Source organism: Brumicola pallidula DSM 14239 = ACAM 615 (genome assembly GCF_000428905.1).
Classification (GTDB): domain Bacteria; phylum Pseudomonadota; class Gammaproteobacteria; order Enterobacterales; family Alteromonadaceae; genus Glaciecola; species Glaciecola pallidula.
The window spans coordinates 116165-141368 of the sequence record NZ_KE386815.1 but is presented as its reverse complement, the minus strand read 5'-3'; the positions used below and the strand labels follow the sequence as shown (position 1 = coordinate 141368).

Sequence of the window (25204 nt, the reverse complement as noted above, 5' to 3'; positions counted from 1 at the left end):
CCTGTCTATGTGGCAAGGTTATCAACTTAAAGTGAACGAATATATTCGTTTAAATGTATAAAAAAGGTTCGAAAAAACTGACGTACTTTTATGCCTAGGAATAAAACACCCAATGTCTGAAAATTTAAATTATAAACACCTCCATTACTTTTGGGTTGTTGCAACCGAAGGTAGCATTGCAAAGGCGGCCGAGAAGCTCTTTATTACGCCACAAACAATTAGTGGGCAATTAAGTATGCTGGAGGAGAGAATAGGTCAGCCACTATTCGATCGCGTGGGACGCCGGTTACGATTAACAGAAACGGGGCGTTTAGTATTACGTTATTCGGACGAAATATTTGAATTAGGGAAAGAGCTCAGTGATGTATTGCGCGGAGCTCCACTAGTGGGCACCTCGGAATTTATTATTAGCGCAGCCAGTGCGTTACCCAAAACCATCGTTTACAAAATTATTGAGCCAGCACTTAACTTATCAAAAGAAGTCAGCTTGGTATGCAAGGAAGGGCCAGTTGCAACTATTCTTGCAGAGTTAGCCATTCATGAAGTTGATATGGTATTGACTGACACGCCACTGTCTAGCAATTTCAGTGTGCGTGCCTATAATCACTACTTAGGGCAATCAGGGTTAACTTTTTTTGCGGTGAAAAAAGTCAAAGAACAGCTCAGCGGTGAGTTCCCACAATGTCTTCATCAAGCACCCATTTTATTACCAACCAAGCAATATGCTATTCGACAATTATTTGATAAATGGTCTAATGATAATGGCATATTCCCTGTAATAAGAGGGCAATATGATGACAGTGCCTTGATGAAATCTTTCGGCCAAGCTGGTTTTGGCGTGTTTTTTATGCCTACTATTATTGAACAGGAAGTCTGCGAAAGCTTCAAAGTAGAAGTTGTTGGACGGATGCGTGACATTAAACAAAAGTTTTACGCAATATCGGCTGAGCGAAAAGTCACTCATCCCGCAGTTGCCGCTGTATGTAATTCAGCAAGAGATGTAATTTTTAAATAGCAATCAATGCGTTTCGCCGCTATACTATGCACCGCATTAATAAGCATAAAATACAAATAAACTAAAGGATAGAGTGTGACTCCTATTACTAAAACATTTCAGTATGGTCAGCATACTGTCACCCTAGAAACGGGTGTAATCGCAAGACAAGCAACTGCAGCAGTAATGGCAAGCATGGATGACACGTGTGTGTTAGTTTCAGTTGTTGGTAAAAAAGAAGCTAAAGCAGACCAAGGCTTCTTCCCATTAACCGTTAATTATCAAGAAAAAGCCTACGCAGCAGGAAAAATTCCTGGTGGTTTTTTCAAACGTGAGGGCCGCCCTTCAGAGAGCGAAACCTTAATTGCACGTTTAATTGACCGTCCAATTCGTCCTTTATTCCCAAATGGGTTTAAAAACGAAGTTCAGATTATTATTACTGTGGTTTCTGCAAATCCAGAAATTCCAACAGATATCATCTCATTAATAGGCACCTCTGCTGCCCTAGCTATTTCTGGTATGCCATTCAATGGTCCGATCGGTGCAGCACGTGTTGGTTATAAAGATGGCGGTTACATCTTAAATACACGTTCTTCTGAACAAGAAGAAAGCCAACTTAACCTTGTTGTTGCTGGTACTAAAAGTGCAGTACTAATGGTTGAGTCTGAAGCTGATATCTTATCTGAAGATGTTATGCTAGGTGCCGTTGTATATGGCCATGAACAATCACAAACGGTTATTAACGCGATCAGTGAATTCGCTGCTGAAGTTGATACAGAATCTTGGAATTGGGAAGCAGAAGCAGAAAATACGGGCTTAAAAGCGCAAGTTAAAGAACTAGCCGAAGCGGGTATGACTGAAGCTTATCAAATTTCTGACAAAATGCTTCGCAAAGACGCTATCACTGCAGTAACAGAAAAAGCAATTGCAGCTATTGTTGACGCAAATCCAGCACAAGACCGTAAAGAAGCTAGTGATTTATTGCACCATTTAGAAAGTGACGTTGTACGTTCACGCATCCTAGCGGGTGAAAAACGTATTGATGGTCGTGAGCCAGACACAATCCGCGCGCTTAATGTTGCAACAGGTTTATTGCCAAGAACGCATGGTTCTGCATTATTTACACGTGGTGAAACTCAGGCAATTGTAGCTGCTACTTTAGGTACAGAACGCGATGCGCAGATGATTGATGAACTAGGTGGCATGGCTAGCAGTCGCTTCATGTTGCACTATAATTTCCCTCCATATTGTGTTGGTGAAACTGGCTTTGTCGGCTCACCTAAAAGACGCGAAATTGGTCACGGTCGTTTGGCTAAACGTGGGATGCAAGCGGTTATGCCTTCTGCTGAAGAATTTCCGTATGTGGTTCGTGTGGTTTCTGAAATCACTGAGTCGAATGGCTCTTCTTCAATGGCATCAGTTTGTGGTACATCATTAGCCCTTATGGATGCTGGTGTTCCCATCAAAGCTTCTGTTGCTGGTATCGCAATGGGCTTAGTAAAATCAGATGATAACTTCGTTATTCTGTCTGACATCTTAGGTGATGAAGATCACCTTGGTGACATGGACTTTAAAGTTGCGGGTACTACTAATGGTATTACTGCACTTCAAATGGACATTAAGATTGAAGGTATTACTCAAGAAATCATGCAGTTAGCATTGAAGCAAGCAAAAGAAGCTCGTTTACATATTCTTGAAGTAATGGATTCTGCAATTGCGGGTCCACGTGACGAAATGTCTGAGTACGCTCCGCGTATTTACAAGATGAAAGTTGATCAAGATAAAATCCGTGATGTTATTGGTAAAGGCGGCGCTATGATCAGAGCGATCACTGAAGCGTCTGATACTAACATTGAGATTGAAGACGATGGTACTATCAAAATCTTTGCAACTGAAAAAGCCAAAGCAGACATTGCTATCGATCGTATCAAAGCCGTAACAGCTAATATCGAAGTAGGCACAGTCTACAACGGTAAAGTGATGCGTATTGTTGACTTCGGGGCGTTTGTTGAAGTGTTGCCAGGCAAAGAAGGCCTTGTTCACATCAGTCAAATTGCTCATGACCGTGTAGCTAAAGTAACTGACTTCTTAAAAGAAGGGCAAATGGTTGACGTAAAGGTCATGGAAATTGATCGTCAAAATCGTGTACGTTTGAGTATCAAAGAGTTGTTAGAAAAACCGGCTACTCCAAGCGAAGGCGAATAATTCAACTTGAATTCTGTGGTTTAGACCATATTCATTATTGATAAGTAAAAAAGGAGCTTCGGCTCCTTTTTTGTTAATTTATATAGGAAAAATAGAATGAACGAAAAGCAAACAACTGAAGTCGAAGCAGCTGCATTTAGACGGCTTATCGAGCACTTAGATAACAACAAACAAGTCCAGAATATTGACTTAATGTTGTTGGCTGATTTCTGTCGAAACTGTTTGTCTAAATGGTATTTAGCAGCGGCGCAAGAACGTGACCTTGCGTTAACAGATGACGAAGCTCGCGAAGCAATTTATAAAATGTCGTATAGTGAATGGAAAGCGAATCATCAACTTCCTGCGACCGAGGAGCAAATGGCGGCCTCCGATGCTAAAAGAGTAGCTAAGCAGCAAAAATAAGTGCGTGCTATACTTCATGACATCATAAATCAATGAAATGAGTTGATGTGAAGACGATGAGGATCACACTTTGGTAAATAAGGAATCTTGTAAAAGTGAATAAACAACGCTTAGGTATTTGTGCCACGATAGGCTTACTTCTTCTATTATCGGGCTGTTCAACGCAAAGTAATAACGCTTACGGTCCAATGGGTAATTTGCTATTAGCCGAGCCAGAGCCTGTCAATACTCGCTCACAAATGGCAATTGCGCGCTACAACCATATCCTCACACAAGCTCCATTGAAAGATGAAGAGCGTGCTGAGCTTCTGTTTCAGCGCGGTATGCTGTATGACAGCGTGGGTTTGTCTAGTTTAGCAAGATACGACTTCATACAAGCATTGCAATTGAAGCCTGATATGGCAGAGGCACATAATTCAATTGGTATTCATTACATCCAACAAATGGATTTTATAATGGCTTATGAATCCTTTGACTCGACATTAGATATCAATCCTGACTATGATTTTGCGATCCTCAATAGAGGTATCGCTCTTTATTACGGTGGAAGGGCTGAACTGGCAATTTCAGACTTGAATCGTTTTTATGAAAAAGACAAACATGATCCATATCGTGTTCTCTGGACATTTATTGTTGAGCAGAATATTGATAGAGAGAGAGCGATAGCTAACCTGGCTATCCATAGAAAAGAATTAGACGATGAAAATTGGGCAACCAGCATTGTCGATTTTTACTTAGGTAAGGTTGATGAAACTGCCGTTATTGCTGACCTAGTTGACGACGTTAAAAGTCAAAAACAATTAAATGATCGCTTATGTGAGGCCTATTTTTATTTAGGTAAGTATCATAGCGACCTAGGCAATAAAATCAAAGCTGCTAATTACTTTAAGCTTTCACTGAGTACCAATGTATTTGAATATGTTGAATACCGATTTTCTAGGGTTGAGTTGGCTAGATTGCGGGAAAAAAGGAAAGAGGACACTAGTGATTCAGACGATAAAAGTAGTGAGCTTACTCAATAGCTGAATAACGTAAACTTTTTACTTAAGATCACGCAATAAATCATACAAAACGACCACTAATGGATGCAACACAGGATAGTGAACGAGTGAATTTAACCATTAAATACCTCAAAATATTACTTGGTGTGTGTGGCATCTGCTTCTTCCTACAAGCAGATAATTGTCATTCACCCAAGAGGGTATTGCCACAACATCTAGAACTTCAAAACCCTCAATCCGGATATCTACTTTATCCATTGGTTAAACGAGGAAACACTGACGCTTTGTCGGCGTTAACTAAGTTAGCAATTGATTCAGATGACCAATATTGGTTAGCATTATCGGGTAAGCTCGGAAGTAGTGGTGCTCTTTATTATGCAGCGATGCGCAGTCAAAACCCTGTAGAAATAGAGGCATGGTTAAAGACGTCTGCTGAGTTAGGACACACGCAAAGTCAGTTTGAGTATGCATTGTTGCAAGTTTCAAAAGATGAAAAACGTCGCTGGATGCAGAAATCTGCTGAGGCTGGCTACGAGCCTGCAATCATATCAATGGCAAAGTATATTTTCGAATCTGAGGACAACTCACAAGCACTGATATGGTTAAAAAAAGCCGCGGAGTTTGATGCATCAAGTGCATTTAAGTTAGCCAACTTGTACTGGAAAAAGGGTAAAGCAGAAAAAGCCAAAATATATTTCGATAAAGCGGCTCAACAAGACTTTGGGTCAGCTAAGACGGCACTGCGGGTGATTAAGCAGCATAAAATGGAACCGCTGCGATCATTATTAAGTGTCCCGGTGCAAGGTCCAAATTGCGCTCAAACAATTCAATTTGTTGCCACAACACTGGTTTCATTTATTCAAGCTACCTCGTTTCAAGAGCAATTTGAAAAAGATAAGAGATTAGCCGACTTACCACTCTGCGTTTTGCCTCCTATTTGGCTACAAAAGGACAGTTTGGCGTGCAGTAATAACTTTGATAATAAGGCTAGATTAGGTTGTGACCTTTATCCCTTGAGTCAATTAAAAACACCATTGAGCTTTACCCATATGATTGTTTTTGCGGAGCAGGGTAAAGCGAATGTTAATAACGGTGTCATGTTTCTGGATCAATCCGATGCGTATTCCGTTTTTGTGCATGAGCTTGCTCATTTTGCGGGTTTTGTTGATGAATATGCGTTGCCTGACGATTTAGCTAATTATCATTGCAGCAAAAATATAGCACCCAATTTATTGCTATCACCATTGCCTGAAGCGTTTCTTAGCAGTCAGACTGCAAGTGAGGTCAAGAGCGAAGTTAACACACCAGAGACGCAGGTCAGCATCAAGAAGAACAACAACAATGAAAACCTACAGTTAACGAGCGAAGAAGTGATCAAATCCCGCTATGTGCCTTTATCAAGATCAAATAATTGGCAAAGAGCACTAGATGCGCACAATGAGTTACAAATATTGGAAAGCAATAATCCAGTTTTGCATCATATTGCGCGCTCCAGAACATGTAAAAACACGCAATATGAATCGTTTAAACCAACTCAGCAAATGACATTTTTGGAATACCACGACGTTCCAAATATCCCTAAGGTGTATCGGACATTGTGGCGTCAAGCATTGCTCAGGCAAGCAAATTATTCAGCGCTGAATGACAATTTAGCTATTTCTGCATTTGCAAACAACGATGACATAGCCGGCCTGTTTTGGTCTACGTTATAAGGTTTTTTCAGTAAATTCGTCAACCCACAGCGACGTTGCACCACAAATAGAAACAGGCATTACTAAGAAGTTCACGAGCGGGATGAGTGAGAAAATATTCACCATAATACCAAAACTAAAGCATTTACCTTTGTGTTGGTTTAAGTCCTGTCGCATTTGTTTAAAGGCAATTTTATGATTGTCAAAAGGATAGTCACAATACTGTATAGCCATCATCCACGCGGTAAATAAAAACCATAAAATTTGACCGATAACAGGTAATAAGAAAAACAATATTAAGAAACCTACGGCACGAGGAATAAAGTGTAAGACTTTAGAAAATTCGCGATCTAATGTTCGTGGTACATCTCTTACTGCACTTAATAATCCTTCGTTGCCCATATCTTGCCCAGTTAAGTAGCGTTCCACTTTTTCACTTAACAAGCCATTAAATGGGGCGGCTATCCAGTTAGCTAAAGTACCAAAAATAAGCCCGAAAATGAGTAGTACAGTGATAACCGCAATTGGCCAAAGTAGAAAGCTCAGTGCTGTTTTTAACCAACCAAGAAAGTCAGGGATAAAGTTGATCAAGTAATCTATGGCTAGCTCTAACTGCGACCATAGAAAATAAAATGCCAATGAAAATAAGAGTAAATTAATGAATAGGGGAACAAAAACGAAGCGCTTAAGCCCCTTTGTTTTAATTAATGAAAATCCTTCAAAAAAATAACTAGCGCCACTTCTATTACTCATGTCTTTCCTTTATTTTCTCTGTAGTTCTTGCTATCAGCAATGACTAGTATATCTTGCTAATGAGAGGGATGTAATGAGCAATTGTTACCAAGTTTTACTTTTGTTACATTTACATTAGTCTTAACTATCGTTATACGGGGTGTAGTTGTCACACAAAATACAAATAGATAGATAAACACAAGAGTTAAAAAAATAACTAGATGTAGTCTTACCGTAATAATTGGAATATTTCTTTTGCTTCAAACATTTATTTACATTACATGCGCTTAAAAAAAATCAAATTAGCAGGATTTAAGTCATTCGTAGACCCTACCACTATCCCATTTCCGGGTGAAATGACAGCAGTGGTGGGACCAAACGGCTGTGGAAAATCTAATGTTATTGATGCTGTGCGTTGGGTGCTGGGCGAAAGTTCTGCTAAAAACTTGCGTGGAGATGCCATGACCGACGTGATTTTCAACGGCTCCACTGCGCGCAAAGCGGTTTCACAATGCTCCGTTGAATTGGTCTTTGATAATGCGTCGGGGCGGATTGGTGGCGAATACGCAAACTACAGTGAGTTGTCAGTAAAGCGCACTGTGACTAAAGAAGCTATTTCTAGTTATCTACTTAATGGCACTAAATGCCGCAAGCGAGACATTACTGACTTATTTTTAGGAACTGGACTAGGCCCACGCAGCTACGCCATTATTGAGCAAGGCATGATTTCTAAGCTCATAGAAAGCCGGCCTCAAGAATTACGTGTGTTTGTGGAAGAAGCAGCTGGCATTTCGAAATACAAAGAACGTCGCCGCGAAACCGAAAATAGAATAAAGCACACAAAAGAAAATCTAGAACGCCTAGATGACGTGCGTAGTGAGTTAGGGGAGCAGTTAAGTAAACTTCAACGGCAATCTGTGGCAGCGACAAGATATAAAGAGCTAAAGGCGTCTGAACGAGAGCTTAAAGCTCAACTTGCTGTTGTCCGATGGTTAAAACAAAGTAATTTGATTAATCAAGCTGAAGCTAATATTTCAGAAAAAGAAATTGAGTTAGAAAGAATAATTGCTCGAAAACGCGGTGACGAAAGCAGTATTATTCAGTATCGTGAAGAACAGGAAAGCTGCAAGATTGAAATAAACGACATCCAGCAAGAAATCTTCAAAGTCAGCACTAACATAACCAAAATTGAACAATCGCAATTGTTTTCTAAAAAGCGAAAACAGCAAATTCAACTGGAATTGCAGCAGTTGCAAACTCAAGCTCAACGAACCGAAATGCTATTCACAGACACGGCGCAAGAATTAGTCATTGTGCAAGATGAACTGGTTGATTTAGAACCGAATAAAATGGTTTCGGAAGAAGCGCTTGAGAATGCTCAGGCTGCCCGTCGTGAGTCGGAAAAAGTACTTCTTCAGTTTAATGAAAAAAATAGAGAGGGAGAAACTCAATATCATTCCCTCAAGCAACAATTACAGAGTTGCCATAGCCAAATTCAAAATACAATGAGTATGCAGCTTCGCACTGACTCTCGAATTAAAGAACTCAAGCAAGAATTGGCCGAACTTGATGACGAAGATATAAAACAACAATCTGAAGAGTTGCAAACTGATTTGCTGCTAGTGAATGAAGGTTTAGAGCAAGCAAAAAAAGAGGTGTTATTTACCCAAGAACGTCAGCAAAAATGGGTGCTTGAGCAAGGTGCAGCGCGAACAGAAGTAGAAAAGCAAAATGGATTGATGATTAATTTGCAAGCTAGCAAAGATGCCCTGCAAAATATTCAGAAAAAAAATATGACCGATGCAAGTCTGCGGCCTGCAATTAACGAGCAATATGAGTTCGAAACTCGGTTACTCGCATTGTCCGCGTTTTTAAAGGTTACGCCGGGATACGAAGGACTATGCGAAATTGTATTTTCACATATTGCAAGTTCAAAAGTGATACCGACATTGTCTAGCGAGCAGATAGAATCAAGGTTTTTTGACAACAAACAAGGTCAAGCTTTGCTATTTGAAAAGCACATGACAGCGGAAAAAGTATCGGGAAGCTTAGCTGAAAAAATTAATAACCGGTGTGTGCCTCAGTTTCTGAATCTGATCAGCTTAGTGGACGATGTTGGAACGGCATTAACTTCGCAAAAGCACCTCCGTCCCGGGCATTCGGTGCTTACGCCATGTGGCTTGTGGTTGTTCAGCGATATGTTAATTAACGGCGCTGGTAAACAGGTTGACGCGAGTATCAGTCGCGCCGCAGAAATAGCGTCGTTAACAATTCAAATAGAAGTGCAAAGACAAAACGTCGATATGGCCGAACAAGGCTTCGAATTAGCAAGCGCATCACTGAATGGTGTGTTGGCGCTTATTGATGATGCAAAATTAATTTGTGCTGATTACACAGAACAAGCGTTTAAATTGAGTACTCAATTAAGTCAGCATCAGCAGCAAATGACACAACAAGTCATGCGTCACGAACGCTTTTATCAAGAATTAGAGCGCCAGAAAATAAACGCGCAAGATGAATTAGAAAGACTTGAAATGCTAAATGAGGAGGTCGAAATACATGCAATGGATTTGGTTCAGATTGAGGCGCTTATTGACGAGCAAGTTACCCATACTGATTTATTGCAGGCGCGTGTGCAATTGGCTCGTACGCAAGCAGAACGATTAGTTACACGAACTCATGAATTAGCCATGCAAGTTCAGCAGACAAAAAATAAATACAATTTATTAAAAGATAAACAGATTACTCGTGAAGAACAGATTAACGAAAATAAAGAAAAAATAGCTATACTGCAAGAAGAGACCCAAGAGTTGTCTATGCCTTTTGAAGATCAGCAAGCGAGATTGCAGGTGTTGTTAGAGAATAAGACCTTATTGCAAACTCATCAGCAAGAGATACACTTAACGCTAACGCTAGTTGATAAAAAGCGATTAGAGGCCGAAAAAGGACAGTCGGGGATCAATCAAGCTGCCGAGACTATCAAAGCTGAGATCGACAGCATGAAGTTGCAAGCCGAAGGTAGTAAGGTGCGAGCTCAGTCATACTTAGAGCAATTGCAAGATATGGAACAAGCGTTGAAACCGGTGCTCGAAAGCTTACCTGACGACATTGAAGAGGGGCAATGGCAGCGTAACCTTGAAAAAACAACGTCGTCGTTAACACGCTTGGGCGCCGTTAACTTGGCCGCGGTTGAAGAGTTTGAATCGCAATCGATCAAAAAACGCTATCTAGACGAACAAAACGACGATTTAACACAGGCCCTAGAAACGCTAGGGACAGCAATTAAAAAAATTGATAAAGAGACCCGAACACGCTTCAAAGCAACATTTGATCAAATTAATAGTGACTTAAAAATATTATTCCCTAAAGTGTTTGGTGGTGGTAGTGCTCACCTTGCGTTAACAGAAGATGATATGCTCGATACAGGAGTGACTATTATGGCGCGACCGCCGGGTAAGAAAAATAGTACAATCCACCTTCTTTCTGGTGGAGAAAAAGCGCTAACAGCATTATCATTAGTGTTTGCTATATTTAGATTAAATCCGGCACCGTTTTGTTTACTCGATGAAGTAGACGCGCCGTTAGATGATGCAAATGTAGGGCGCTTTTGTAAATTAGTCTCAGAAATGTCAAAAACTGTACAATTTATCTATATTACGCACAACAAAGTTGCTATGGAGATGGCGAGTCATTTAACAGGTGTTACAATGTCGGAACCAGGTGTGTCGAGAATGGTCGCAGTTGATGTAGAAGAAGCTTTAGCTATCGCAGAATAATAATAAGTAGAGTAGTTTAAAATGGAAGATTTGCGCTTAACATTTTTAATTTTTGGTATTGTTGCCATTGTTGCCATTCTTGTTCACGGTTTGTGGACCATTAGAAAAAACGCCAAAGGCAATGAAAAAGCAAAACTTGAAGCTAGGAACTGGCAGAATAAAAGTGATCCGTCGCTAAATGACGAAGATCAATTCGATGCTAATGGCGTTGGCAGCGTCAGAGTGGTTTCTAGAAGCAAAACAGTGAGTAATGACACCGATGAGCAAGACGAAGAAGAATACGCTCACGAGCCACGGGCTGCTTCACATTCTGGAGTGCGGGCTAGAAAACACGTTAACCCTCAAGACGACGCTGATGATGCTTATGAAAGTAAAGTGAATAGTGGTGATGATGTTGAGACTGACTTTTATGGTCAAGGTAATCTAAACGGTGGATCAGGTGCGTCACAAGAAGACGCTGCTGACATTAACAACACAGCGAAGAGTGATAATAACGAAAAACAAAGCAATGACGCTTTAGCGTTAGATGATGAGCTTTCGTTAGAGCGCACCGAAATGGATTTTGCTAAGCTGGCAGAAGAGCATGAACAAGTTGCGCCCAAACTCTATGGCAGTGTAGTAACCCAACCTAAGCCCGGGTTTCAGCGCTCTGCTAGAGTGCCTGAAACTTCGCATTGGCAATCACAGAATCAAGATAATTGCCAAATCCCAGAACCTCCACCGTTTTTGTTAAAGTCTGCAGCAGGGGAGCCTGAAGTGGACCCTGAAGCAAACCAAATTGCTGAATTTGTGCCTGAGATCGAACTCGCAAGGAGTATTGATCCTAGGGGCAGAGTTGAACCGGAATTTAAACTTGATGCCGAAGAGGCTCCAGTTGAACCAGCAAAACCAATCAGCTTAGCCGCGCAGGCAAGAAAGCTCGTTTCGCGCCGTAAAAAGAGTGTAGCAGACGTCATTCGCAAAGAGCCGCTATTACAGGCGGCCAATAAACTCAATGAAGAACAAATGCGTATCGACTTTTCGAACGAAGAGCCCTCAGCATATAAAGAGCCCTCAGCTCATAAAGAGCCCTCAGCACATAAAGAGCCCTCAGCGCATAAAGAGCCCTCAGCGCATAAAGAGCCCTCAGCGCATAAAGAGCCCTCACTAGGAACACCGACAACGACTCAACAACCTACGTCGAGTCAGCAAACACCCAGTGAGCAGCCAACCGACGTACTGGTGCTCAATATACGAGCCCCTGAGGATCGCGAAATAACGGGTGCAGCGCTGTTACCAATGCTTTTAACCCTAGGGTTAAAATTTGGAGAACAGGATATTTTTCATCGCCATGTTAATACAAATGGTAAAGGCCCCGTGCTATTTTCACTTGCTAATTTATTTAAACCGGGTGTTTTCGATATTGATAATATAGAAACCTTCAGCACTCGAGGTTTATCTTTGTTCATGATGTTACCCATTGAAGGCGAGCCACAACAAGTCTTTAATATGATGCACAATGCAGCTCGAAAATTAGCAGATGAATTCAGCTGCCAGATCCTCGATGGTAGCCGCGGTGTTCTTACCAAACAAGGTCTGCAAAAATATTCAGAGCGAATTCGCGAATTCGAACGCAAACGTATTAATCGATAGTAAACATGACTGAAATAAACCAGGCAAAAGCGCACATTGATACGCTTAAATCGCAGCTAGAAGAACATAATTATCAGTATTACGTGATGGATGCTCCAAGTATTCCTGATGCACAATATGATCGCTTAATGACTGAGTTAATAGCCTTAGAAAAAAAACATCCAGAACTCGTAAACCCTGATTCACCCAGTCAAAAAGTCGGTGGACAGCCGTTGTCGAAATTTGACACCGTTGTGCATGAAGTTGCGATGCTTTCACTCGACAACGGCTTTGCAGAGGCCGATCTCATTGCATTTGAAAAACGTTTACAAGACAGGTTGCTGTCATTTACTGACATACAATTTAGCTGTGAACCCAAACTTGACGGTTTGGCCGCCTCAATTCTTTATGAAAACGGTGTGCTAACAAGAGCAGCCACGAGAGGGGATGGGCAAGTTGGTGAAGATATCACACAAAATGTTAAAACCATTGCTAATGTGCCGATCAAGTTACGCGGTGAAAATATTCCTAGCAGAGTAGAAGTACGTGGCGAAGTTTTTATGCCAAAGGCTGGATTTGAGCAACTGAATGAAATGCAAAAGAAAGCGGGTAGTAAAGTGTTTGTGAATCCAAGAAATGCTGCAGCAGGCAGTCTACGTCAACTTGATTCACGAATTACTGCAAAACGACCTCTATTATTTTACGCCTACAGTATGGGGGTTATCGAAGGCGATAGCCTCACTGAACTACCTTTACACACTCAGCGTTTAGCGGCATTAGGTAAATGGGGTATTCCGTTATGCAAAGAATCGTCGGTTGCTAACGGCGCTGATGAATGTATTGCTTACTTTGCGAAAATAGGTGAAATGCGCAACTCGTTATCTTACGACATCGACGGTGTTGTGTTTAAAGTGAATGACATTAATCTGCAGCAACGTCTGGGTTTTGTTTCCAAAGCGCCGCGCTGGGCTATTGCACAAAAATTTCCAGCCCAAGAAGAGCTTACGACATTGTTAGACGTTGAGTTTCAGGTTGGCCGAACAGGGGCCATTACGCCCGTGGCGCGATTAGAGCCTGTTTTTGTTGGTGGTGTGACAGTATCTAATGCGACACTGCATAACCAAGATGAAATAGCGCGCTTGGGTGTTAAAATTGGCGATAAAGTTGTTATTCGGCGTGCCGGCGATGTAATCCCACAAATCGTATCTGTTGTTTTAGAGCAACGCCCAGATGATGTTCGGGATATTGTCTTTCCGACTCACTGTCCTGAGTGTCATTCACACATAGAGCGAACCGAGTCTGAGGCTAAAGCAAGATGCACCGGTGGATTAGTGTGCGGTGCACAGCGAAAGGAGGCTATCAAGCATTTTGCTTCTCGTAAAGCCTTTGATATTGACGGATTAGGTGACAAAATAGTTGAACAATTGGTCGATACGGCCCTTATTGAAAATCCGGCTGATTTATTTCGTTTAAATATGCCGAAGCTGATTTCATTGGAAAGAATGGGTGATAAATCTGCAGTCAATTTGCTTAACGCACTGGATAAATCGCGCGCGACAACATTATCAAAATTCCTCTACGCTTTGGGTATAAGAGAGGTAGGGGAGTCCACTGCGCGCAACCTTGCACTGCACTACATGACCCTAGAAGAGATTATGCAAGCGGATATCGATTCATTGAAAGAAGTGCAAGATGTTGGCGCTATTGTGGCCGAGCATCTCTTTCATTTTATGCGCGAACCCTTAAACCTCGCCATTATAAATGATTTAATTGAACTGGGTATTCATTGGCCAAAAATACAGCAAGCATCTGAGGATGAACAACCATTTGCTGGAAAAACCGTTGTTTTAACCGGTACTTTGTCGCAAATGGGGCGAAGTGAGGCTAAGGCAAAATTACAGGAACTCGGTGCAAAAGTATCCGGCAGCGTGTCTGCTAAAACTGATCTATTGATTGCAGGTGAAAAAGCGGGATCAAAATTAAGTAAGGCTGAATCGTTAAATGTAGAAGTGTGGGATGAAGCTAAAATGGTTGCTTTTTTTGAGCGACACTAAACTCATAATAAAAAAATGATGATGCGACTGCTTACTTCTTGCGTGGCCTACGCGCCTTCCATGCGCGCATAACTGACATTTTCCAAATCCAATCCAAACTAAAGTAACCCAGCAGACCAAAAAAAACCGAACATATTCCACACCCTAAAATGAAGGCTGGGCCTATTGTTGTAAGGCTTTCTAGTAACCACGACCAACTCAATTCAAAAGCGAAGTGGTCAACTTCAGTCCCAAGTACAGTACTCCCCACCAAATAAGCACCGTAGAATATAGGCGGCATTGTCAATGGATTGGTCAACCAAACGGTTGCGATTGAAAGTGGCAAATTAACTCTAAAAATAATGGCGGCGGCAGTTGAAAAAACCATTTGGAATGGTATTGGCCAAAAGGCAAAAAACAGACCAATACCGAAGGCACCGCTCGCGGAACGTCGGTTTAAATGCCATAAATTTGGGTCATGCAAAAGGGTACCAAAGATACGTAAATATTTACTCTCTCTAATCGTAATATGGCTAGGTAAATAGCGTCTTATAAATTTCTTTGGCATTTATCTAATCTCGTGAGGGAAACAAGTTGAGTAAGCTACATCGCGCAATGTTTGCATTCATTATTGTATTCCTAAGTAGCCTTTTTTGGCCTGTGCTACCTTCAATTCAGATTGTGGCAACTTGTGTGTTAATCGCTATTGTGGTCGCATTACGTCTTCGTTTTCAAGTCAAGACCTGGGTTATTGGTGCAATACTTGGTTTCGTCTGGGCGAGCAGTGTAGGACATTGGTATTCGTCTTGGCAACTACCAAATCGATATTTTAACCAAAATGTAATTATAGAGGCCACTGTTGAGTCATTGCATATTCAACTAAACGCCGCAACTCAATCCTATGTGCTTAAAAGCACGCAAGTATACCCTCAATCTAGCAATAAGCTATCTGAATACAAAACCTTAATACTGCAACTCAACAAGATAGGTAAAACAAGGTTATATCACTCGCCAAGGATAAGACTTTCATGGTTTGAGCCGGACATTGTGTTGCATCAAGGAAATAAAGTCAGGTTACTGGTCAGTATTAAACGCCCTCATGCGTTAGCCAATGAATTTGGCTTTAATCGGCAGAAATGGTTAGCTAGTCAAAATATTGTCGGCATCGGCAGCGTCAGGAGCAGTCCGAGCAATTCACTTTTACAAACTAGCAACTCACTGCGGCAAGCTCTTGCTAATCGTTTGCTGAAGTATGCAATTAAGCTTAATTTGCAAAACATAAGATGGATCCTCGCACTGTCATTTGGCGAAAGAAGCTTATTCACCAAGACTGATTGGAAGCTACTGCAAACAACAGGGACTGCGCATCTATTTGCAATCTCAGGATTACATCTTGGTATAGTTAGTTTGTTGTTTTTCCGGCTTACAAAGACCGTGCTGTTTCTCGCCATAAGAGTGAAGAGTAGCAATTATCAACCTAATATAGTCCCTTGGGCACTGGTGGCTAGTATCCCGTTTTGTCTGTTTTATGCCTATTTAAGTGGTTTTTAGGTACCGGTGATACGATCAACAATCGCTATTTTATTTGTTGCCTACTTAATGTTTTATCAACTTCATTGGAGGCCGGTTGCTGTTTTTATTAATCTACTCGTGTGTTTTTTTGTACTCTTTCCACTGTCGATCATTGGAATGAGTTTTTGGTTTAGTTTTGGTGCTATTTTTGCGATTTGTTTTTTTATGTGGCGCTACCCTCGTAGTGATCATTCTATCTGGCAGGCAGCAAAACAAACCATTGCGCTGCAATTATTTTTATCCTTGATAATGCTACCGCTGGTTGCTATTAATTTTGGTATGCTTTCAAGTGTCTCTGCACTCGTAAATTTAATCGTTATGCCCGTGGTTAGTTTGTTGCTCGTGCCTATGTGTTTATTGCTTGTCTGCATGATGATATTTAATATTAATTTGTTGATTAGACCGCTTCTTCAATCGTTAGACTGGTGTTTTGAACAACTTATTCTATTCATGCAAGTGTTTAATACTGCGCCACATGCGAGCATAGAAGTTCAAGGCATACCCTCATCAGCATGGTTTATGGTGCTTGTTACCATGTTACTCTTATTTTTACCATGTTGGCCGCATCGCAAAAAAATCATGGTTGCACTGGGGGTTGCCATTTTAAGCCAAAGCATGGCTAAAGTGGGCGAACGCGCGAGTTGGTCGGTCAGAGTTTTTGATATAGGGCAAGGATTAAGTGTACTTGTGCGTCAAAATAATCAGTTTTTACTATATGACACTGGACAATCTTTCATCAACGGGAGTAGTTTGGCTAAGACAGTGATTGCGCCGTATTTTTTGGCACAAACCCAAAATATGGCGCTGGCGTCTAATACTACCTCGCGCATTCCGACGATTGATTATTTAATAAATAGTCATATGGATAATGACCATGCTGGCGGTAACACTTTTATTTTTTCGCATTACAACGTCACTCAATGGCTTGCACCTGCTAGCGGCTGCTCGGCCAATGACAGTTTTGTCTGGGGAGAATTAAGTTTAACTATTCTGTGGCCTGATAAAAACCTTTCAGGCGATGACAACAATCACTCCTGCGTAATAAAGATAGCCAGTAAAAATGCCAGTGTGTTATTAACTGGTGATATCGAAAAACAAGCAGAGCAGACAATCGCCAGCAAATATGAGGGGACCTCATTATTGAAATCGACGGTGTTAGTTGCCGCACATCATGGCAGTAAAACGTCCTCAACACGCCCCTTTATTCAAGCGGTACAGCCTAAATATGTTGTGATTAGCAGCAAGTATTATAATCAATGGGGATTTCCCCATACCAGCGTTATGGCCAATTTTATAGAGGTGGATGCGACGATTTACAACACCGCTTATGACGGTGAGGTTATCTTTGAATTCTCGAATAATAAGTTACGAATACAGGCCTATCGCCAGCGCTGGTTTGCTCCATGGTATATGCAAATACATTAATGCAAAGGCGACTCACCAGCAAAGCTTTGTGAATCAGAGGGCTTACGGTAGAATGCGTAACGCAAAAAGCTGAAACCAAGCAAATCGCTAAACTAATTAGAAAATAAGATAAAGGAGCAGAATGACTGCTAGCATTGAAAATGAGCCGAAAGTTGTCAAACGATTCCTGACTTACTTATCGCCGTTTAAACTTCCATTTTTCATCGCTATTCTTGGTATGCTGGGTTACGCAGGCATCGATGCCTTTGTGATTTCGCAATTACAGCCAATGATTGACGTCGGTCTCAAAGACACTAGTTCAGATTTTTTAAGGATTGCTGCGCTTGCCATTGTCCCACTTTTCATTATACGCGGTTTGTTTAATTTTATGGGGAGTTACACGCTGAGCTGGATCAGTTCTCAAGTTGTGATGAAAATGCGTCAGCAGTTGTTTGATAAGTACATTCATTTACCGGTTGAATTTCACGACCATCAATCAGCCGGCACTCTCATTTCTAAAGTCACTTTCGATACTGAACAAGTGGCCAATGCTGCGGGCAAAGCATTCTTAATACTTATTCGCGAGGGTGCGTTCGTGATTTTCTTAATTGTCGTTATGTTTAGCAAATCGTGGCAATTGTCGGTAATCTTTCTGTTGATAGGCCCTATTGTTGGCATTATCGTCAGTGTTGTCAGTACGCGTTTCAGGAAAATTAGCAAAGCAATACAAAAGGCAATGGGGTCCTTAACAACCGGCGTTGAGCAAGTAGTTAAGGGACATAAAGTAGTCTTGATGTTCGGTGGTCAAAAGATAGAGTCAGATAAGTTTCGGGACACTAACAATAATAATCGTCAGCAAACGATGAAATTGGCAACCACGCAAATTCTAAGTGTGTCTACTATTCAGGTGATTGCGTCAATTGCACTCGCGTTTGTCCTATATCTTGCTAGCACACCTAGCATGTTGAATGAGTTAACCGCCGGTGTTTTCATCGCCGTGTTGATATCAATGATAGCGCTGTTAAAGCCATTAAAACAAATTACAACGGTAAATAACGAATTTCAAAAAGGCATGGCAGCGTGCGCAAGTATATTTGAATTACTAGACAAAGATATTGAAGTGGATATAGGTAAAAACGAGTTGAACCGTGCCCAGGGCAATTTAGAGTTTAAAGATGTGACCTTTACTTACCCTAGTAAAAGCAAGCCAGCATTACGCAATGTCTCATTTGATATTAATGCCGGCCAGACTGTTGCGTTGGTAGGACGTTCAGGCAGTGGTAAATCCACATTATCTAGTTTATTAACCCGTTTTTATCAACCGCAATCGGGAGAGATATTAATTGATGGTGTCGCTTTGAATGAGGTCACATTAACCTCATTACGAAAGCAATTTGCATTAGTGTCACAACAAGTCATCTTGTTTAACGACACCATTGCTAATAATATCGCTTACGGTTGCACAGACAAGGTTACCAGAGAGCAAATTATGCAGGCCGCTGCGGCAGCTCATGTGTCTGAATTTGTGGCACAGCAGGAGAATGGCTTTGACACAATTATTGGTGAAAATGGAGTCACTCTGTCCGGTGGACAAAGGCAACGTATTGCTATTGCAAGAGCAATTCTAGCTGATTCACCGATTTTAATACTCGATGAAGCAACCTCGGCTTTAGATACTGAATCTGAAAAATTGATCCAGCATGCACTAGAAGAATTACAAAAAAGCCGTACCAATATTGTGATAGCGCATCGTCTTTCAACCATTGAAAATGCTGATCTGATACTTGTCATAGAGCAGGGTGAAGTTGTTGAACGTGGAACGCATAATGAGTTGGTCGTCAAGGATGGTATGTACGCGCAGTTGCATAAAATGCAATTTTCACAAGGTTGAAAATGGCCTTACATAACGCTTGGTATGAAGATAAAAAATGGGTGTGGTTGTTACTGCCTATGACTATTGTGTTTTTTTGTTTAAGCAAACTACGCAAATTTTTCTTTAACGTGGGTGTGTTTGCATCTGCTAAACCCAAGGCCTTCGTTATTATTGTGGGTAATATATCGGTGGGTGGCAATGGTAAAACGCCTACGGTTATTTCAATTGCAGAATATCTGATTAGTCAGGGTTATCGCTGTGGGGTTTTGTCACGCGGTTATGGTGGCTCACAAACGCAATTTCCGCATCTTGTAAATGTCAACGACGAGCCAAGCCTGGTGGGTGATGAGCCTAAACTTATGCAACATCGCCTTTGTTGTCCCATCGTGATTGATCCAAAGCGTGTGCGCGGTGCTCATTTTTTGGTTGAAAGTCATCACTGCGACGTGATTATTTGTGATGACGGTTTACAACATTACGCTTTGCAAAGAGATTTTGAAATTGTGGTGATGGATGCAAGAGGTGTTGGAAATGGGTTTCTAATGCCGATGGGTCCGCTAAGAGAATCTGTGTCGAGACTTAGCAGTGTCGATACTGTTGTTTTTAATGGTCAAATAAACAATGATATCTTAGTCGCACCCGATAAAATTGCCAGTATGACGCTGCAACCAGATTGTTGGGTTAATGTGAAAACCGGTGAAAGTAAGATCTCACTGCCCATTCTAAACGCAACTGCGATCGCTGGCATTGGTGACCCCAAGCGTTTTTTCTCGAGTTTAGTTAACATGGGTATCGTGTGCGAAAAAAGCATCGGATTTCCAGATCACCACGCGTATAAATTATCAGATATTCCTCAAGGAATGGTGCTGATGACAGAAAAAGACGCGGTAAAATGCAAATCGTTTGCGCACGATAATTGTTGGTACTTGCAGGTTAGTGGTAATATTTCAAAAAATATGTATCAGCTCATTGATAACAAGTTGAAAATGTACCAACAACACGTTTAAATCACGCTATTATTAAGTCAGGTTTTACTACCTCAATTTATTCTAAAAATTTAAGGACTCACATGGCTTTTGATAAGCAATTATTAGACATATTGGCTTGCCCTGTTTGCAAAGGTAAGTTGTTGCTCCCGGTTGAACAAAAGGAACTGATTTGTCGCTTTGACCGCTTGGCCTATCCCATAAGAGACAACATACCTGTGTTGTTAGATAGTGAGGCGCGCGAATTATCGTCAGAAGAGTTGGACGCATTAAAGCAAAAAGGTGGCTAGTTTGAATTTTATAGTCGTTATTCCTGCGCGATACGGGTCCAGTCGTTTCCCAGGTAAACCACTCGCGTTGATCAAAGGCAAACCGATGATCCAACATGTTGTTGAACGTGCGAATGAAGCCGGCGCCCAAAAGGTAATTGTGGCTACTGACGATGACCGCATAGCAACTGTCGTTAAGGCCTTTGGCGCGCAGGTTTGTATGACTCGCAACGACCATGAATCAGGTACTACTCGTATTGCTGAGGTATTAGCGACGCTAAATTATACAGACGATACTATCGTAGTTAATGTGCAGGGTGATGAGCCGTTTATACCGGCAATAAATATTCAGCAAGTTGCTCAAAACTTGCATGATAATTCGCACATACCGATGGCAACGTTGGGCTTTCCGATCAGTGATGTCAACGACATATTTAATCCCAATGTTGTCAAGGTCATCACCAATAGCAGTAAGCATGCGATGTATTTTTCACGCGCAGCAATGCCATTTGATCGTGATGCGTTTTCAAAAAAGTCAGTCGATAATATGAGTATGGATGATTTAAGCTCAGTGTATTTGCGACATATTGGTATTTATGGATATAGAGCGGGTTTTGTTAAGCAATACCAGAGTATGTCTGCAACACAACTAGAGAAAACCGAGTCTTTAGAGCAGTTGAGAGTGCTTTGGCATGGCCATGTAATTCACGTTGATGTGGCAAAAAATGCGCCGCCCCATGGTGTAGACACACCGGAGGATTTACAAAAATTTCAATAGGTCTAAGCGAGCTTTTTACGCAGCGGTAAGGAACAAATAAGAGGACATGCGTCCCCTTATTTCAGAGCCCCCTTATCTCAGTGCTGACTTGTGTTCTAACTAAGCACCTTGCTCAAGTGCTTGTTCGTATTCTTGTTCTTCAACAGGAACGGCCCAGAGATCATGTTCGTCAGTGTGAATGATTTCTACCCACAAGCGCTGACCTGGTTGAATATCAAAGACCCCATTCAAATGCACTACTCCGTCAATTTCAGGGGCATCACCAAAAGTACGCCCAACAGCACCTTCGGCATCAACCGAATCGATAACGATGTTATATTCGCTGCCTATTTTGTCAATCAGACGTTGTTTACTTATTTGTGATTGCACTTGCATAAAACGTTGTAAGCGAATGTCTTTGATATCTTCATTAATCGGGTCCGGTAGGTCGTTTGCCTTTGCACCATCAACAGGTGAATACTTAAAGCAGCCCACACGATCGAGTTGTGCTTCTTCCAGAAAGGTAAGTAACTCTTCAAACTCTTCCTCGGTCTCACCAGGAAAGCCAACAATAAAAGTTGAACGAATGATCAGTTCAGGACAAATCTCTCGCCACTTTCTAATTCTTTCAATGGTTCTGTCTGCACTGCCTGGACGTTTCATCAAGCGCAGAATACGTTTGTTCGCGTGTTGAAAGGGAATATCCAAATACGGTAGTATTTTACCTTCAGCCATTAATGGGATCAGGTCATCCACATGTGGGTAAGGATAAACATAATGCAGTCTTATCCACATATCCATTTCGCCCAGTTTCTCGCACAGCTGTTGCATGTGTGTTTTTACAGGCATGCCGTCCCAAAAGTCGGTCTTGTACTTCACATCAACACCATAGGCACTGGTATCTTGAGAAATAACCAGTAATTCAGTGACACCAGCGGCTTTTAATCGTTTGGCTTCACCTAGCACATCACCAACTGGGCGACTGACTAAATCACCTCGCATCGAAGGTATGATGCAAAAAGTACATCGATGGTTACAGCCTTCAGATATTTTCAAATAGGCAAAGTGTTTTGGTGTTAGTTTTACACCATGGTCAGGTACTAAGTGCAAGAACGGGTTGAATTCAGGTTTAGGTAAATGTTCGTGAACTTGGCTAACAACTTCCTCATAAGCATGAGGACCCGTAATAGATAATACATTTGGATGAACCTCACGAATTTGGTCTTCCTTTATGCCTAAACAGCCAGTCACGATGACTTTTCCGTTTTTGGCAAGTGCTTCACCTATTGTGTCCAAAGATTCCTGTACGGCAGAATCAATAAAGCCACACGTATTAACAATAACTAAAGCAGCGTCATCATAAGTTGATACAACGTCGTAACCTTCAATGCGCAGTTGTGTCAAGATACGTTCTGAATCGACTAGGTTTTTCGGACAGCCCAAGGATACAAAACCAATCTTGCTTGTTGGTGGGGCGTTATCAAGCTGTTTAACCTGAATTGACTGCTCTTTAATAACTTGTTTGGGCCCATCCATGGTCGTGGTTTGTTTTGGGTTGAACTGTTTGACTGTCATTTAATTATGCCCTTGCACTTTTTATTAATCTTTATGTTGCTCTGTCTTTTATCAGATGAATTCTTATTTGGGCTGTATTTGCTTAGACTGAACTTATTTGCTCAGCACCCAATTTGGCGCGCATTATAACGGATTAATACAAGAACAAATAGTGCTAACAGGCGGCGAATATTAACAACACCCGTCATCGTTTATCGGCGTATTAGTATTGCTTGCAAGTAATATGTCAATATAGTTGTTTACACCACAATAACTTACTAGAATGGAAATAGAGGAATTTTCTGAATTGCTTTACTACACATGATTTTTCGTTTTTTTTCAATTGCTTATATTAAAAAAATAATGAAAAACCGTGGTGATAGTTTTCCAAGTAAAATCGTTTTATTAAAAGTTGGTATATTTTGAATATTAGATGTTTATTGTTGTTACCTCTTATTTTTTTTGCATTGGATACAAATGCGCAAGAAACAGATCAAGTCGATCAATTTATTAAGGACGTTAAGGTAAAAACCTATGATTGCCCAAGTGGTGACATGATCCCACAATTGGAAGAATATTTAGCCAATACGGATATCAGTAAGTCTCAACGTTTTCAACTTCAGCTTGAGAAAACCCAGTGGCAAATATGTAATGGCAATTATAGCGAGGCAGAAATGACTGTTGATGCAATTATTGCCAATCCTATTGCCGAGCAACTCAAAGAATATTATGCATTTGCTGTATATCAGAAAGGTTTTCTTTTTGATGTTAAAGAGGACAATCGTCGCTGTGATTTTTATCGACAAGCAAAAGAGCTGTCGCTAGGCAAATTTGATGACATTAGTTTAAGTTCAGAACTAGGATTAATGACCTACTGTGAAGCTGGTATTAATGAAGGACAAAAGCTAAAACGTTTGTTTAACATATTGGAGTTCTACTCCTTGCGAGGCGAGGCGTCAACTGTCGCTCACATACACAATAATATTGGCTTGCTTTATGGCCGCATCGGCCAACATGTGCTTGCTGCAGAGCAATATCAAAAGACCTATGAAATTGGTTTTTCTCATTATCAAGGCACCAATAAATATGCAACGTTAATCAGTGCGTTTACTTCCTTACTTGCTAGCGATCAATATGCTGAAGCCGAACTGGTCATTAATGAGTTAGATAATGCGCGTAGTGAACTCGATGTTCCGCTGATGCATGCTTGGTATTATTATGCGAAAGCACGCTTTTATCATCGTTTAAACCGGTTTGACGAGTTAGCTCAAACCGTCATTGATTGGGAACCTCATTTAGTTACCATGCAAAATACGATTTATAGCAGTATGTATCATTGGTTTGAGATTGAAGTTTGCGTTGATCAAAGACAAATCGAATGTATTCAGCGATTTGTGCTTGAAGAGGAAAGTGGCGGACCAAAAGCCTTGAGCTTTTTAGGTCGTAATGTTGATTATCTAACGTTGCGAGCCAAAGCCTATTTGGAACTCGGTGAGCTTGAAAAATCAAGAGAATATTGGTCAGCGTTTTCTACTGAATTAAGGGCAAAGCTAGCCAGTAATCAGTCTTCAGGGAAAGTACTTGGTGTTGCTAATATGTACAATGAAATCGGTGTATTAGAAAACACACTAAAAAGAGAGCAACGCAATAGAGATAGAATTACCGTAGGTTCGATTATTGTTTTTATGTTGGCAACATTGCTAGTTGTCATAATGTGGCGCAAGAAATTAGCTGAAGCGAGTTCCTATGACTCCGTAACGACGTTGTTAAAAAGTCGTGCTGCTATCAGTAAAATTACAAAAGTTGTGGCACCATCAGAAAATAAAACCAATGCCTTGGCGCTTTTTGATTTAGCCAATTTCAAAGAAGTGAATCGATTACTTGGCTCAAGTAATGCAGATGACGCTATTCAAAAAATTGCACAGACGTTTAAAAGTATCACTAGAGGAAGTGATATTTTAGGCCGTTTTGCGCCTGAACAGTTTATTTTGTGTTTACCTGATATTGAAGAAGAAGGTGCAAAAGCGCTTTTCGAACGTATCCGTTTGGCACTCGAAAATACTAACTTGGGCGATCATAAAGGTATAAAAATTAAGATTAGGTCCAATATGAGTATTTATATCACAAGCAGCACATTGGATGACCTAGATGAAGTATTGGATGACATGATGCTTTCTTTAAGCATGAAGTCTGAAAAAGCCTAAAATGCTTTTATTAAAACGGCTGCTAGTAAAACGCGGGTATTAAAAGTAAGACCTTGAAAGTTAGCAACCAACGATCGATATTTTATCAGTCGTTGGTTTTTTAAGGTTAACAACCTTTAATTCATTGGTCTAGTCGATAA

The 25204-nt window shown here is 41.0% G+C and carries 16 protein-coding genes and 1 pseudogene; 14 read left to right on the top strand and 3 right to left on the bottom strand.

Annotation, left to right across the window (positions count from 1 at the left end):
* Positions 1-112: 112 nt before the first annotated feature.
* The 5 genes from nhaR (at position 113) to G399_RS0114450 (ending at position 6314) form a co-directional block, all read left to right on the top strand.
* On the top strand, positions 113-1015 hold the full coding sequence (gene nhaR, locus G399_RS0114470) for a transcriptional activator NhaR (RefSeq protein ID WP_006010289.1): 903 nt from the start codon (positions 113-115) through the stop codon (positions 1013-1015).
* A 75-nt stretch (positions 1016-1090) separates the two neighbouring features.
* On the top strand, positions 1091-3199 hold the full coding sequence (gene pnp / locus G399_RS0114465; protein WP_006010288.1) for a polyribonucleotide nucleotidyltransferase: 2109 nt from the start codon (positions 1091-1093) through the stop codon (positions 3197-3199).
* A gap of 96 nt (positions 3200-3295) precedes the next feature.
* On the top strand, positions 3296-3601 hold the full coding sequence (locus G399_RS0114460; RefSeq protein ID WP_006010287.1) for a DUF1244 domain-containing protein: 306 nt from the start codon (positions 3296-3298) through the stop codon (positions 3599-3601).
* A gap of 95 nt (positions 3602-3696) precedes the next feature.
* Positions 3697-4623: a lipoprotein NlpI gene (nlpI, locus tag G399_RS0114455; protein WP_006010285.1), complete on the top strand. Its 927-nt coding sequence runs from the start codon at positions 3697-3699 to the stop codon at positions 4621-4623.
* Between the two features lie 59 nt (positions 4624-4682).
* Positions 4683-6314, top strand: a complete 1632-nt coding sequence (locus G399_RS0114450; RefSeq protein WP_006010282.1) for a tetratricopeptide repeat protein — start codon at positions 4683-4685, stop codon at positions 6312-6314.
* Here G399_RS0114450 and cysZ read toward each other — a convergent pair.
* Positions 6309-7046, bottom strand: coding sequence for a sulfate transporter CysZ (gene cysZ, locus G399_RS0114445; RefSeq protein ID WP_006010280.1), 738 nt, complete (start codon positions 7044-7046; stop codon positions 6309-6311). The genes G399_RS0114450 and cysZ overlap by 6 nt on opposite strands.
* Before the next feature lie 260 nt (positions 7047-7306).
* Here cysZ and smc point away from each other — a divergent pair, with 260 nt between their 5' ends.
* The 3 genes from smc to ligA are packed head-to-tail and all read left to right on the top strand — an operon-like array spanning position 7307 to position 14466.
* Entirely contained in the window at positions 7307-10801 is a 3495-nt protein-coding gene (smc, locus tag G399_RS0114440; protein WP_006010277.1) for a chromosome segregation protein SMC, read from the top strand.
* A gap of 21 nt (positions 10802-10822) precedes the next feature.
* Complete coding sequence (zipA, locus tag G399_RS0114435) at positions 10823-12433, top strand: cell division protein ZipA (protein WP_026843761.1); 1611 nt, start codon at positions 10823-10825, stop codon at positions 12431-12433.
* A gap of 5 nt (positions 12434-12438) precedes the next feature.
* Positions 12439-14466: an NAD-dependent DNA ligase LigA gene (gene ligA / locus G399_RS0114430; RefSeq protein ID WP_006010272.1), complete on the top strand. Its 2028-nt coding sequence runs from the start codon at positions 12439-12441 to the stop codon at positions 14464-14466.
* Between the two features lie 31 nt (positions 14467-14497).
* Here ligA and G399_RS0114425 read toward each other — a convergent pair whose 3' ends face one another.
* Positions 14498-15013 carry a DUF2062 domain-containing protein gene (locus tag G399_RS0114425; protein ID WP_006010270.1) on the bottom strand — a complete coding sequence of 172 codons (516 nt, stop codon included), beginning with the start codon at positions 15011-15013 and terminating at the stop codon, positions 14498-14500.
* A gap of 47 nt (positions 15014-15060) precedes the next feature.
* Here G399_RS0114425 and G399_RS22595 point away from each other — a divergent pair.
* The 5 genes and pseudogenes from G399_RS22595 (at position 15061) to kdsB (ending at position 21327) form a co-directional block, all read left to right on the top strand.
* Positions 15061-17442: pseudogene (locus tag G399_RS22595) on the top strand (DNA internalization-related competence protein ComEC/Rec2).
* 121 nt (positions 17443-17563) lie between these two features.
* A complete protein-coding gene (gene msbA / locus G399_RS0114410; protein WP_006010269.1) occupies positions 17564-19312 on the top strand; it encodes a lipid A export permease/ATP-binding protein MsbA in 1749 nt (582 codons plus the stop codon).
* A gap of 2 nt (positions 19313-19314) precedes the next feature.
* Positions 19315-20301 carry a tetraacyldisaccharide 4'-kinase gene (gene lpxK, locus G399_RS0114405; protein ID WP_006010268.1) on the top strand — a complete coding sequence of 329 codons (987 nt, stop codon included), beginning with the start codon at positions 19315-19317 and terminating at the stop codon, positions 20299-20301.
* Between the two features lie 62 nt (positions 20302-20363).
* Positions 20364-20570 (top strand): Trm112 family protein, encoded by a 207-nt coding sequence (locus tag G399_RS0114400; protein ID WP_006010267.1) that lies wholly within the window; start codon positions 20364-20366, stop codon positions 20568-20570.
* A 1-nt stretch (position 20571) separates the two neighbouring features.
* Positions 20572-21327: a 3-deoxy-manno-octulosonate cytidylyltransferase gene (kdsB, locus tag G399_RS0114395; RefSeq protein WP_006010266.1), complete on the top strand. Its 756-nt coding sequence runs from the start codon at positions 20572-20574 to the stop codon at positions 21325-21327.
* A 99-nt stretch (positions 21328-21426) separates the two neighbouring features.
* On the opposite strand, the gene rimO is transcribed toward kdsB, so the two are convergent.
* Positions 21427-22881, bottom strand: a complete 1455-nt coding sequence (rimO, locus tag G399_RS0114390) for a 30S ribosomal protein S12 methylthiotransferase RimO (protein WP_006010265.1) — start codon at positions 22879-22881, stop codon at positions 21427-21429.
* 401 nt (positions 22882-23282) lie between these two features.
* Between rimO and G399_RS0114380 the strand changes: the two genes are divergently transcribed.
* On the top strand, positions 23283-25064 hold the full coding sequence (locus G399_RS0114380) for a GGDEF domain-containing protein (protein WP_244877409.1): 1782 nt from the start codon (positions 23283-23285) through the stop codon (positions 25062-25064).
* The last annotated feature ends 140 nt before the right edge of the window (positions 25065-25204 follow it).